The organism is Halomonas sp. Bachu 37 (genome assembly GCF_039691755.1).
Taxonomy (GTDB): Bacteria; Pseudomonadota; Gammaproteobacteria; order Pseudomonadales; family Halomonadaceae; genus Vreelandella; species Vreelandella kashgarensis.
On sequence record NZ_CP137552.1, the window covers coordinates 2,673,943 to 2,686,631 of the forward strand.

9 protein-coding genes are annotated in these 12,689 nt (G+C 63.5%); 2 read left to right on the top strand and 7 right to left on the bottom strand.

The window, feature by feature from the left end:
• Nucleotides 1–77: 77 nt before the first annotated feature.
• From rluB to R5M92_RS12340, 3 genes are read right to left on the bottom strand one after another with little or no spacing between them, the layout of a single operon-like run.
• Complete coding sequence (rluB, locus tag R5M92_RS12330) at nt 78–1,136, bottom strand: 23S rRNA pseudouridine(2605) synthase RluB (protein WP_346796241.1); 1,059 nt, start codon at nt 1,134–1,136, stop codon at nt 78–80.
• Complete coding sequence (scpB, locus tag R5M92_RS12335; protein ID WP_346796242.1) at nt 1,120–1,980, bottom strand: SMC-Scp complex subunit ScpB; 861 nt, start codon at nt 1,978–1,980, stop codon at nt 1,120–1,122. The genes rluB and scpB overlap by 17 nt, the downstream gene beginning before the upstream one ends.
• Nucleotides 1,977–2,891, bottom strand: a complete 915-nt coding sequence (locus tag R5M92_RS12340) for a segregation and condensation protein A (RefSeq protein ID WP_417338854.1) — start codon at nt 2,889–2,891, stop codon at nt 1,977–1,979. The genes scpB and R5M92_RS12340 overlap by 4 nt, the downstream gene beginning before the upstream one ends.
• 248 nt (nt 2,892–3,139) lie before the next feature.
• On the opposite strand from R5M92_RS12340, the gene R5M92_RS12345 reads away from it, so the two are divergent.
• On the top strand, nt 3,140–4,420 hold the full coding sequence (locus R5M92_RS12345; protein WP_346796243.1) for an MFS transporter: 1,281 nt from the start codon (nt 3,140–3,142) through the stop codon (nt 4,418–4,420).
• Between the two features lie 3 nt (nt 4,421–4,423).
• Here the strand turns inward: R5M92_RS12345 and R5M92_RS12350 are convergent, their stop codons facing one another.
• Nucleotides 4,424–5,464: an SO_0444 family Cu/Zn efflux transporter gene (locus R5M92_RS12350; protein WP_346796244.1), complete on the bottom strand. Its 1,041-nt coding sequence runs from the start codon at nt 5,462–5,464 to the stop codon at nt 4,424–4,426.
• Between the two features lie 134 nt (nt 5,465–5,598).
• On the opposite strand from R5M92_RS12350, the gene R5M92_RS12355 reads away from it, so the two are divergent.
• On the top strand, nt 5,599–6,024 hold the full coding sequence (locus tag R5M92_RS12355) for a helix-turn-helix domain-containing protein (protein WP_346796245.1): 426 nt from the start codon (nt 5,599–5,601) through the stop codon (nt 6,022–6,024).
• Between the two features lies 1 nt (nt 6,025).
• Here R5M92_RS12355 and R5M92_RS12360 read toward each other — a convergent pair whose 3' ends face one another.
• Genes R5M92_RS12360 through purL form a run of 3 tightly spaced genes read right to left on the bottom strand, consistent with a single transcriptional unit; the run spans nt 6,026 to nt 12,610 of the window.
• Complete coding sequence (locus R5M92_RS12360) at nt 6,026–7,828, bottom strand: DEAD/DEAH box helicase (RefSeq protein ID WP_346796246.1); 1,803 nt, start codon at nt 7,826–7,828, stop codon at nt 6,026–6,028.
• A gap of 16 nt (nt 7,829–7,844) precedes the next feature.
• On the bottom strand, nt 7,845–8,636 hold the full coding sequence (locus tag R5M92_RS12365) for a crotonase/enoyl-CoA hydratase family protein (protein ID WP_346796247.1): 792 nt from the start codon (nt 8,634–8,636) through the stop codon (nt 7,845–7,847).
• Nucleotides 8,637–8,671: 35 nt separating this feature from the next.
• On the bottom strand, nt 8,672–12,610 hold the full coding sequence (purL, locus tag R5M92_RS12370) for a phosphoribosylformylglycinamidine synthase (protein WP_346796248.1): 3,939 nt from the start codon (nt 12,608–12,610) through the stop codon (nt 8,672–8,674).
• Between the last annotated feature and the right edge of the window lie 79 nt (nt 12,611–12,689).

Below are 12,689 nucleotides of genomic sequence, written 5' to 3' on the forward strand. Positions count from 1 at the left end.
CCGCCCCGGTCATAGCAAGGACTTTTTGCTGTTTTTACTATTTTATTGTTTGATTGTTTTCCTGTTTCAGCGCTGACTCAATGGCGCTTGGGCTTGCGCATTGCCTGCACGGGACGGCGCTTGTGCTTGTCCCGGCTCCAGCGATTCTTCTCGTCGGGGGTGAGTTCGGGCACCTTGCGCGACTCAAGCCCCGACAGGCCCGCCAGGTCGTCCACCTCATCCTGGGAAAGCTCGACCCATTCACCCGCCTTGGCCCGCTTGTCGAGGAAGATATTGCCATACCGCACGCGCTTCAAGCGGCTGACGGTGAGTCCCTGGGACTCCCATAGCCGACGCACTTCACGATTGCGCCCTTCGAGGATGACCACGTGGAACCAGGTGTTGATCCCCTCGCCGCCGAACTCCTGCACATCGGTAAAGCGTGCCGGGCCGTCTTCCAGCATGACGCCCTCGACCATGGCCACGAGATGCTCCTTCTTGACCTCTCCCATCACGCGGACGGCGTATTCCCGCTCGACCTGGGTCGAGGGGTGCATCAGGCGGTTGGCCAGCTCGCCATCGGTAGTGAACAACAACAGTCCGCTGGTATTGATATCCAGACGACCGATGGCGATCCAGCGCTCGCCCTTGAGACGCGGCAGACGCTCGAACACGGTGCGCCGCCCTTCGGGGTCCTTGCGCGTACACAATTCGCCTTCGGGCTTGTTGTACATGATCACCCGGCGCGGCACGTCATTTTCGGCGCGTAGCGAGACCAGGCGTTCATCGAAGCTCACCCTGTCGCGCATTTCCACCCGGTCGCCAAGCTTGGCCACCTGACTATTGACCTTGACGCGGCCATCGGCAATGGCGGTCTCCATTTCGCGTCGAGACCCCAGCCCGGCGCGAGCCAGGACCTTCTGCAGCTTTTCGCTGCTGTTGGGCTTGACCGCCGCATCATCCTTGGGGACGCCAGTAGGGTCAGCCTTGGCCGCATCAACCCTGGCCGTCTTCGCCTTGCCGCCGGTGGGCTTGGCGGTGGACTTGCTGCTGTGTGGCTTGTGACTGCCATGCGACTTGTCGCTGCTACGTGTCTTGTCACGATTAGGTGTCTTGTCGCTGCTACGTGTCTTGTCACGGTTAGGTGTCTTGCTCATGGTCGTTCGACCTCGTCTCAAGGTTGTCCGCGTGGGCGCTTGCGTCGTCATCGACGTGAGGGGCCACGGCGCGGGCCGCCAGCCTTGCCTCGAGTTCGGCAAAACTCAGCGGCGGGTTTGACGCCGTCTCGGCGTGCTGGGTGTCGGCTGTCTCAGCCGTCGGGGGTATGGATTGCGTTTCTGTCGATGTTATTTCTTTCGATGTTGTTTCTGTTGCTTGCTTACCTGATTGCGTATCGGCCTGTGAGTCACTTCCTGGTTGGGCATCGGCTCCTGGCGTCAGGAAGGCGCCCTGCTCCTGCTCGGGCAAGGCATCTCCCAGCAGGGTATGAATCGGCGGCAGCGCATCCAGCGTCTTGAGTCCGAATTCATCAAGGAACGTACGGGTGGTAGCGTAGACCGCCGGACGCCCCGGGACATCCCGATGACCGACCACACGAATCCATTCGCGTTCCATCAAAGTGCGCATGATCGAACTGCTCACGCTGACGCCGCGGACCTCCTCGATATCGCCGCGGGTAACCGGTTGGCGATAGGCAATGAGCGCCAAGGTTTCCAGCAAGGCGCGGGAGTAGCGCTGCGGGCGTTCATCCCACAGCCGCGACACCCACGGCGAGAGCCGTGGGCGGATTCGAAGCTGGTAGCCGGATGCAGTTTCCAGCAACTCCAGGGCGCCCGCGTCATGGCGCGTCTGCAGCTGCTCCAGGGCCTGACGAAGCTCGCGTCGCGGTGGGCACTCGGCGGCTTCGAACAGCACTTCCAGGCGCTCCAGGGAAAGAGGCTCGCCGGCAGCCAGCAGGGCCGCTTCGAGAATATCCTCGAGCTGGACCTCCGCTGGCATCATTCTCCCTCCTCACCGGTGGCAAACGCCGACTCGCCGCCGTCCATTGCTTCGTCTTCTTCAGCCACCGACTCGTCGTCCCCTGCGCTGCGCGCGCGTACATGGATCGGCGACAAGGGCGCATTCTGCACGATCTCGATCAAGCTTTCCTTCGCCAGTTCCAGAATGGCCATGAACGTCACCACTACCCCGGCGCGCCCCTCTTCGAGGGCGAACAGGGATTCAAAGGGCGTGTAGTGGGCGTGGGATAGCTGATCCATGATCTTGAGCATGCGTTCACGCGTGGAGAGCACTTCGCGGCTGATCTGGTGCGCCTGGGCCAGCTCGGCGCGCTTGAGGATATCGGTCAACGCGCCCAGTAGCTCGTCGAGCTCCACCTGGGGGTGGATCACCCGAGATTCCAGCGGCGGCAGGCCCGCCTGGGCAGCAAACCAGTCACGTCCGGCGCGCGGCAAGGTTTCCAGCGCTTCCGCCGCCTCTTTGAGTCGCTCGTACTCCTGCAGACGCCGAATGAGCTCGGCACGTGGATCTTCCTCTTCCTCCTCGCTTCCCGGCTTGGGCGGGCGCGGCAGCAAGGTACGCGACTTGATTTCCGCCAGCATGGCCGCCATCAACAGGTACTCACCAGCCAGTTCGATTTCCATCGCCTTCATCAGCTCGACGTATTCGATGTACTGGTGGGTGATGGTGGCCACATTGATGGAGAGAATATCCAGGTTGTGACGCCGTATCAGATACAGCAGCAGGTCGAGGGGGCCTTCGAAGGTTTCCAGAAAGACGCGCAGGGCTTCGGGAGGGATGTACAGATCCTCCGGCCACTGGGTGATCGGTTCGTCGAACAGGCGACCCAGCGCCTCCTCCCCGGCCGGGGCGGCGGAGTCGACTGTGAGGTCGGCGCTTGTCGTCTCGCTCACGCGGGTCGGCTCTCCTGCTGGATGCTTCCGGCGGATGCCGGTGCAAATACGCCTAGTCTACCAAATTCGGGCCACTATCCCATGTTTTCAATCATTCCAAGGTTTCCGTCACGGCGCCAACGGGAAAACAGGGCCTAACGATGAAAAAGTGGCGCTGAACCACTATCCTGCGACACCGTACAAGACACGCCAATTTTCGGCTGCGGGAACGGCTTCCCTGGCGGCCACCTGATACATGGAGGGTTCGGGTGCATCGACTACCGGCAACGCTACCTATTCTGTTCATTTGCGAGATCAGCTTCCTGCTCGGCCACGGTCTGATAATGACCCTGCTCGGGGTACGCATGTCACTCGAAGGCTTCCCTTCGCAGATGGCCGGGCTCTTGATGTCGAGCTTCTCACTGGGCTTCGTTCTCGGCAGCTACCTGCTGGAAAAACGCATACGCAGTGTCGGTCATATTCGCGTATTTGCCGCTTGCGCAGGGCTTCTTGCCGTGACGGCAATGCTTCACGGGCTGTGGGTCAATCCTTGGGCCTGGCTGGCCTGGCGCCTGTTCGGCGGTATCGCCACCGCCGGCATGCTGATGGTGATGGAGTCCTGGGTATCGGGAGAGTCCACCAACGAAAACCGTGGCCGGGTACTGGGCTTGTACATGATCATTTCCACCCTGTCGCTGGCCGGCGGCCAATGGATGCTCAACTTCGGCGATCCCAGTGGCCCGGCGCTGTTCTCGGTGGTCGGCATACTGTTCGCGCTGTCCCTGGTGCCGCTTTCGATCTACCGCATGCACGGACCTAGCCAGCATCACAACGTTCAGCCACAGAAGATTCGTCTCAAGGCGCTCTATCAGCGCGCCCCGGTGGGGCTGGTAGGGGCCTTCACCGCCGGCTTGATGGCGCAGGCGTTCTTTGCCATGACCCCCTTCTACGGCCAGGAGATCGGATTGAGCACCGGGGAGACGGCGCGCTTCATGGCCATCACCACGCTGGTAGCACTGTTCGCCCAGTGGGGCCTGGGCAGGCTTTCCGATCGTATCGACCGGCGCAAGGTCATCCTGTGGATGGCGGTAACCATGGTCATCTCGGGCAGCCTGATCAGCTTCGCCGCTCGCACGGAGTTCATGGTGCTGCTGGTGGTGGCGTGCTTTCATACCGCCATGCTGCATACTCTCTATTCGCTCAGCCTGGCCCACACCAACGACTGGCTGGAGCCGGGGGAAGTGGTGGCCGCCAACGCCAAGATCATGATCTGGTACGGCATCGGCTCGATCATCGGGCCATTCAGTGCCTCGCTGGTGATGCAGGTGGCGGGACCGGATGGCCTGTGGTTGTTCCTGGGCGGCGCCGCCCTGGCTCTGAGCCTGTTCGTGACAGCTCGTCTGCTGAAACGCCGGGTCAATGAACCCGAGGTCGAACAGGAACCCTTCGTGGCGGTCCCCAGCATGGAAACGCCGCACTTCGCCGAACTCGACCCGCGCCTGGAACACGACCAGCTGGAGTTCCACTTCGAGGAGCCCAGTCGCGACTGATGACTAGGCCAGGCGTTGCATCGTCATCCGCCGTAGCGGGCGGATGGCCACCAGCACCAGCAGGACCAAGGCAGTCCATTCCAGCCACGGCGGCAGCAGTTCCTGCACCACCCCGACTTGCTCGGGCAGGTCGAGCCCCCATTGGGCCACCACGACGTTGACTACCGCTCCGACCAGCAGCGCCATGCCCATGATACCCACCAGATAGGCCGCCAGGGCGCGGCTGCCCAGTTCACGGCGCAACACTCCCAGCGTGGCCATGCTGGTGATCGGCCCCGCCAGCAGAAACACCAGCACGGCACCCGGGGCCACCCCGCTGAGCAGCATCCCCGCGGCGACGGGAGTGGCCGCGGTCGCACAGAGATAAAGCGGGATTCCGATGACCGCCATCAGCAGCATGATGCCCACGCCGCTGCCATGGGTGGCGATCGTCTCGGGCGGTACCCAGGCCATCAATACCCCCGCCACCAGCAGTCCCGCCAGAATCCACAGGCTGATGTCATCGAGTACGTCGTTGAAGGCGTAGTGCATGCCGTCGCGCAGGCGTGACATCGGCGTCAGCGCCACCGGTTGAGTGTTCGACGTCGTACACCCCGAACTGCAGCAGCCTCCCTCGTCACGGGTCTGGCGCGAAACGACCTTGTCCCGTCCGGTCACTGCCACCAGCAAGCCCGTCGCAATCGCCGTGGCCACAGCTCCCGCCACGCGAGCCACCAGCATGAAAGGTCCCAGCAGGGCGTAGGTGATGGCCATGGAATCCACCCCCACGCCCGGCGTACCGATCAGAAACGCCGTGGTCGGCCCGCGCCCGGCCCCCTTGCGATGCAGGGCCAGGGCGGTGGGAATCGCCCCGCAGGAACACAATGGCAAGGGCGCTCCGATCACCGCCGCCCGCACGATCCCCATCACGCCGGTGCCCCCGACCCAGCGGGTCAGTACCGACTCGGGGAGGAACCCCTTGATCAGCCCAGCCACGCACAACCCCAGCAGCAGCCACGGGGCTGCCGTCAGGGCGACGTAAAGTATTTCATTGAGTAGTGTCATTACCGTCTCCCGGCCTGGTGCCGATTTGGCTTCCAATGGCTTTTGTCACTAACGAGCATTGTCACTAACAATCATTGTCATTTATCGACCATGGCGGTAGCGTAAACCCTGTAATCGTTACAGAGTCAAATGACATGACGGAACTGCTCAAGATCGGCGAGGTGGCACGTTCCAGCGGTTGCTCGGTGGAGACCATACGCCACTACGAAAAGCTCGGCCTGCTGACGCCACCCAAGCGGGGCGATAACGGCTATCGCTACTACACACCGAATGCGGTCGAACAGCTGGGATTCATTCGCCATGGGCGCGAACTCGGGCTCGACCTGCACACCATCCATGAACTGCTGAACCTGACCTCGCACCCCGACGCCGAATGCCGCCAGGTGGATGCCATCGCGTCACAACACCTGCAACGCATTGAAGCCCGTATCACGGCGCTGCAGGCGCTGGCCCAGGAACTGCGCACGGTGATCTCCCAGTGCCGAGGCGGCAGCATTCGCGAATGCCGTATCGTGGAAGCCCTGTTTGAAACGCATGCGCCACGGGAAAACTCCGCCTAGATCACTCCGCCCCGTGGGCCTTGCGATAGCGGCCGCTATAGTCGAACAGCTTCTCGCGCAGCTGGAAGTGCCGCCCCACCTTGCGTCCGATGACGAAATCGGGTTGGCGCAGGCGCTGCCGCTCGGCGATCACCGCCTCGGGCGTGGCGGGCTGCCAGGACAAGCCGGGAGCGCGAAGGTGATCACGCAGGAAGACGCCGTAAAAGGCACGTCGCTGGGCGGCGGTTTCGAGGGCGAACCACTCCACCAGCGTCGCACCGTCCTCGTCGTGATAGGTGATCTTCAAGCGCGGGAGACCGCGCCCGTTGGTGGTGGATTCAAGCTGCATGCCGCTGACGCGCAATACCTTGGCGTCCTTGAGTTTCAGGGCGTCCTTGAGCTTGTCGTCGGCATCCACCAGCAGCACCTGGCAGCCATGGCAGCGCCTTGCCGCGATATCGTTTTCCGTCCCGCAATCGCCACAGACCTTGAAGCGAAAGCGAAAATCGCACTGGTACTTTTTACAGTCGCCAGAGGCCGCCACAAGCCCTTGGCAGCGGCGGCCGAAGTGCTCGATGACGATATCGCCGTCGCGCTTGCCCCAGAAGAGATTGGCATGCCCGCATGCCGGACACTCCACCTGTACCGGCTCATTGTCGCCGGGCGGCTTGGGCGAGCCGACCTCCGGGGCGTAGAGATCCCAGGGGTTGCCGGCGTAATCCAGAATCAGGCAGTCGGTCTTGCCCGATGAAAGACGTAGACCCCGCCCGACGATCTGCTGATAGAGGCTGACCGATTCGGTGGGCCGCAAAATCGCGATCAAGTCGACATGGGGCGCGTCGAAGCCGGTGGTCAGCACCGCCACATTGACCAGATACTTGATTTCGCGGGCCTTGAAGCCGGCGATCAACCGTTCGCGCTCCGCTGACGGCGTGGCGCCGGTAACCAGCGCCGCCACGCCGGCAGGAAGATACCCCATGATCTCCTCGGCATGGGCTACCGAGGCGGCGAAGATCATCACGCCCTGGCGGTTTTCGCTACGTTGGATGATCTCGCCGATGATACCCGGCGTGGCGCGATTGCCCGCGACCACCCGATTGAGCTCCTCCTCGCGAAACAGCCCCGTCGTGGCGGGCGTCAACCGCGAGAAGTCGTAACGCTCCACGGCGGCATCGATGCGCTCGGGCCTTGCCAGATAGCCCTGCTTGACCATCAGCCGCAGCGGTTGCTCGAAGACGCAATCACGAAAGAAGCAGTCTTCATCTCCGCGCACCATGCCGTGGGTATGGCGGTGATAGATGAACCCTTGCCCCAGGCGGTAGGGAGTGGCGGTGAGGCCGAGTATCTTGAGCTGCGGATTGTGCTTGCGCAGATGCTCGATTACCCGGCGATAGCTCGCGTCCTTGGCGAGCGAGACGCGGTGGCACTCGTCGATGACCAGCAGGCTGAACCCGGCATCGCTGAAATTATCCAGATTGCGCACTACCGACTGCACTGAGCCGAACACCACCTGGCGCCCGCTCTCCTTGCGCTTGAGCCCGGCGCTGAAGATATCCGCTTCAAGCCCGTAGGCTTGATACTTGGCGTGGTTCTGCTCGACCAGCTCACGTACGTGAGCCAGCACCAGTACCCGACCGCGGGCCAGGCGCGCCAGCTCGGCGATCACCAGGGACTTACCGCTGCCGGTGGGCAACACCACCACCGCGGGGTCGCTGGTGGCACGAAAATGTTCGACCACACGCGTCACAGCTTCAGTCTGGTAAGGGCGCAAACTCGGCGGCGAGCCGGAGGTAATATCGGTGGCAGGAGAACTGGATCGAGACATCGTCAGTCGGGCGCTGTCAGTCGAAACGGGGCGTACGACGCGCCATGCGCGCGCTTACCGCCTCGCGATGCTCGTCCCCCGCCAGCAGCTCGCGCTGCAGATGTGCCTCGAGAGCCAGCCGGTCACGATGGACCAGGTCCGGGGCGCGCGCGAACAGCGTGCGTGCTGCGGCAACGGCCTTGGGCGAGCGCGTGGCGATAAGCGCGGCGGCTTCCCGGGCAGCCTCCCGTGGCGTATCGCTCAGGCGGGTGCCGAGCCCCAGTTGGAAAGCCTCCTCCCCCGCCACCTTGCGCCCGCTGATCGCCAGCTCCTGCAGCACATCCTGGCGCAGGCACTCCCCAGTCACGCTGATGGCCATATCGGGAATGATGCCCCAGTCGATCTCCAGCAGGGCCAGGCGCGCCTGGGGATGAAGAATGCGGATATCGGCCCCCAGGGCTATCTGCAGGCCGCCACCGTAGACATGCCCGTGCAGAGCAGCCACCACGGGAACGCCGGCTTCACGCCAGCCCAGGGCCAGGCGCTGGACCGGGTTGATACCCGCAGAATTGGGCGCCAGCAGGGTGGGCAGGCGCTCCGCCTCGCCCATGATCGACGCCATGTCGAGTCCGGCACAGAAGCTGTCGCCCTCTCCGGACAGCACCACGGCGCGCAGCCCATCGAGCCGGGTCAAGTAGCGCTGGGCAGCCAGCAGGCCGTCGATCATCGCCCAATCCAGGCCGTTGAGGTGTTCAGGTCGCGACAGCATGACCTCGGCCACATGATCGGCGAAGGTCAGTGTTACGCGTTCGTTCAGGACTTCGTGCATTCTCGTTTCCTGACTCCGTGATTGCATTCGCCGGCTCAGCCCAGCCACACCCGGGCGTTGCGGAACATGCGCAACCAGGCACCGTCCTCGCGCCACTGCGCCGGGCGCCAGGAGTTGGTCACCGCACGGGTGACACGCTCCGGGTGCGGCATCATCACCGTGACCCGGCCGTCCGGTGTCGTCAGCCCGGTAATCCCAGAAGGCGAGCCGTTGGGGTTGGCCGGATAACGCGTGGTGGCCTGGCCGTAATTGTCGATATAACGCAGGGCGATCTGGTTGCTCGACTGCATCTTGCGCAGATGGGCGCTGTCACGGAATTCGGCACGCCCTTCGCCGTGGGCGACGGCGATCGGCAGTTGCGAGCCTTCCATGCCCGCCAGCAGAATCGACGGAGTCTTTTCCACTCGAAGCATCGCCACTCGCGCCTCGAACTGCTCCGACTCGTTGCGCACGAAGCTCGGCCAATCCTGGGCACCGGGAATCAATTCCTTGAGCTGGGAGAGCATCTGGCAACCGTTACACACCCCCAGCGCGAAGCTGTCGTCACGCTGGAAGAAGGCGGCGAACTGTTCGCGCGCACGCTCGTTGAACAGCACCGACTTGGCCCAGCCACCCCCGGCACCCAGCACGTCGCCGTAGGAAAACCCGCCGCAGGCCGCAAGCCCTTTGAAGTCGTCGAGCCTCACCCGCCCTTCGAGAATGTCGCTCATGTGAACGTCCACGGCGTCGAATCCGGCCTTGTCGAATGCCCAAGCCATTTCCAGCTGGCCGTTGACGCCCTGCTCGCGCAGGATCGCCATGGCCGGACGCGCCGTGTTGACGAACGGAGCGGTGATATCCTCATCGACATCGAAGGTCGCGGTGGCGGAGAGGCCCGGGTCGCGTGCGTCGAGCAGATTGTCGAACTCGTTCTTGGCACAGTCGGGATTGTCGCGCAGCGCCTGCATGCGATAACTGGTTTCCGCCCAGGTGCGCTGGGTGAGCTGGCGCGTGGTTTCCAGCAGCGGCTCCTCGAACAGCGTCACCCGGACCTGATCGTCGTAGCGCGGCCGCGCAATCACGCCGCAGGTCTCGATGCCGGCCATGGCGAACTGGGTCAGCACTTCTTCGGTGTCGGCGCGATTGACCTGGATCACCGCACCGAGTTCTTCGCTGAACAGCGCGTTGAACGCCTCCACCGGCTCGTCGATCAACCAGTCGAGCTTGATCTCGAGCCCGGCGTGGGCGGCGAAGGCCATTTCCAGCAGGGTCACCAGCAAGCCACCGTCGCTGCGATCATGGTAGGCCAGCAATTTGCCGTCGCGGTTGAGCCCCTGGATCACCTCGAAGAACGCCTTGATATCCTCGGGGTCGTCCACATCGGGACACTCATCCCCTATCTGGCCGTAAACTTGCGCCAGTGCCGAGCCGCCCAGGCGATTCTGGCCGTTGCCCAGGTCGATCAGGATCAAGTCGGACTCGTCCTGGTCGAGATTGATCTGCGGCGTCAGGGTCGCCATGGCATCGGTGACCGGGGCAAAGCCGGTGATCACCAGCGACAGCGGCGAGGTAACGCTCTTCTCCTCGACTTCGCCCTTGTCGTCCTCGTGCTGCCAGGCGGTGCGCATCGACATCGAGTCCTTGCCCACCGGGATGGCGATGCCCAGTGCCGGACACAACTCCATGCCCACGGCATGCACGGCATCATACAGCGCCTGGTTCTCGCCGGGATGGCTGGCGGCGCTCATCCAGTTGGCGGAGAGCTTGATATCGGAAAGCTTGGCGATCGGTGCCGCCGCCAGGTTGGTGATCGCCTCGGCAACCGCCAGCCGGGCGCTGGCCGCGGGGTCGATCAACGCCACCGGCGGGCGTTCGCCCATGGCCATCGCCTCGCCGGCGTGGGTGTCGTAGCTGGCAGTGGTCACCGCCACATCCGCCACCGGCACCTGCCAGGGGCCGACCATCTGGTCCCGGGCGACCTGGCCTGTGATCGAGCGGTCGCCGATGGTGATCAGAAAGCTCTTGGATGCCACGGTGGGCAAGCGCAGCACACGGTCCAGCGCTTCGCGCAGGTCGAGGTTGTCCAGCATGATCGCCGGCATGGTCCGGGTTTCGCGCTGGAATTCGCGCAGCATCCTGGGTGGCTTGCCGAACAACACGCTCATCGGCAGGTCCACGGGCTTGCTGTCGAAATGACCGTCGCGCACTTCCAGGTGGTGGGCCTCGGTGGCCTCGCCGACCACGGCATAGGGGCAGCGTTCACGGGCACACAGCGCCTCGAAGGTCGCCAGGTCCTCCGGCGCTACCGCCAGCACGTAACGCTCCTGGGCTTCGTTGCACCAGATTTCCAGGGGGCTCATGCCCGGTTCGGCATTGGGTACGGCGCGCAGATCGAACATTCCGCCCCGATTGCCATCCTTGACCAGTTCGGGCAGGGCGTTGGAGAGCCCGCCCGCTCCCACATCGTGGATGAAGCGAATGGGGTTGCGTTCGCCCAACGCCCAGCAGCGGTCGATCACTTCCTGGGCTCGGCGCTCGATCTCGGGGTTTTCGCGCTGCACCGAGGCGAAATCGAGGTCGGCGCTGGAGGTGCCGGACGCCATCGACGAGGCGGCGCCGCCGCCGAGGCCGATCAGCATGGCCGGTCCGCCCATCACGATCAGCTTGCCGCCCACCGGAATCTCGCCTTTCTGCACATGGTGCGCGCGGATGTTGCCGTAACCACCGGCGAGCATGATCGGCTTGTGATAGCCGCGCCGTTCGATGCCATCATCGCTCAGCGCATCCTGTTCGTAGGTACGGAAGTAACCGGTCAGGTTGGGCCGGCCGAACTCGTTGTTGAACGCCGCCCCACCGATGGGACCTTCGAGCATGATCTCGAGCGCCGAGACGATACGCTCGGGCTTGCCGTAGTCAAACGCCTCCCAGGGCTGGACGAATTCGGGAATGCGCAGGTTGGAAACGGTGTATCCGGACAATCCCGCCTTGGGCTTGCCGCCGATGCCGGTAGCGCCCTCGTCGCGAATCTCGCCGCCGGAGCCGGTCGCCGCCCCCGGATACGGGGCGATGGCGGTGGGGTGGTTATGGGTTTCCACCTTCATCAGGATGTTGATCAATTCCTGATGCGAGCCGTAGCGTGCCGTCTCGCCCTCCGCGCCGGTCAAGGGAGCAGCAAAGAAACGCCCGCCGTGGCTGCCCTTGATGACCGCGGCGTTATCGCTGTAGGCGGAAAGAATGTTCTCGGGCGAGCTGGCGAAGGTGTTCTTGATCATCTTGAACAGCGAATGCGATTGCGCCTCGCCGTCGATCACCCAGTCGGCATTGAATATCTTGTGCCGGCAATGCTCGGAGTTGGCCTGGGCGAACATCATCAACTCGACATCGGTGGGGTTGCGCTCGAGCTCCTCGAACGCCGCCGTCAGATAGTCGATCTCGTCTTCGGCCAGGGCCAGGCCCAGCTCCATGTTGGCGGTAACCAGAGCCTGGCGTCCCTCTTCCAGCACATTGACGCTGCCCAACGGGGCCGGAGCGTGATGGGAGAACAGCTTGGCCGCATCGGAGGCGTCGGTCAGCACGGTTTCGGTCATGCGGTCGTGCAGCAGCGCCACCAGGACGCCGAACTCATCCTCATCCAGCGGCGAGGAGAACGTCACCTGATATTCGATACCCCGCTCGATGCGTTCGATCCCGTCCAGGCCGCAGTTGTGGGCGATATCGGTGGCCTTGGACGACCAGGGCGACTGGGTGCCTATACGCGGCACTACCAGAAAACGCTGGGCTCCGCCCGTTAGTGTGTCACCCGTTTGCCGGCTGCCGTAATCGAGCAGTTGGCTCAGCCGTTCCCGGTCGCTGCTCGTCAGATCATCCCGATGGTCGATGAAATGGACATAGTCGGCAGTCAGCGACTCGACCTGGGGAAGGCGTTCACGCAGTACCGTTAACAACCTGGCATGACGGAAGTCGGAAAGGGCGGGGGCGCCTCGCAGTTCGAGCATATCCTGGAGCCTCTAGAGCAGGGAGAATTCGAGCAGGGAAATCGGTAGACCGCCAAGCGGCAATCTCCCCATGATACTG

Coding starts and splice junctions, on each gene's coding strand:
- purL (WP_346796248.1), bottom strand. CDS start 12,610: ATGCTCGAACTGCGAGGCGCCCCCGCCCTTTCCGACTTCCGTCATGCC.
- R5M92_RS12355 (WP_346796245.1), top strand. CDS start 5,599: ATGACGGAACTGCTCAAGATCGGCGAGGTGGCACGTTCCAGCGGTTGC.
- R5M92_RS12360 (WP_346796246.1), bottom strand. CDS start 7,828: ATGTCTCGATCCAGTTCTCCTGCCACCGATATTACCTCCGGCTCGCCG.
- rluB (WP_346796241.1), bottom strand. CDS start 1,136: ATGAGCAAGACACCTAACCGTGACAAGACACGTAGCAGCGACAAGACA.
- R5M92_RS12350 (WP_346796244.1), bottom strand. CDS start 5,464: ATGACACTACTCAATGAAATACTTTACGTCGCCCTGACGGCAGCCCCG.
- R5M92_RS12365 (WP_346796247.1), bottom strand. CDS start 8,636: ATGCACGAAGTCCTGAACGAACGCGTAACACTGACCTTCGCCGATCAT.
- scpB (WP_346796242.1), bottom strand. CDS start 1,980: ATGATGCCAGCGGAGGTCCAGCTCGAGGATATTCTCGAAGCGGCCCTG.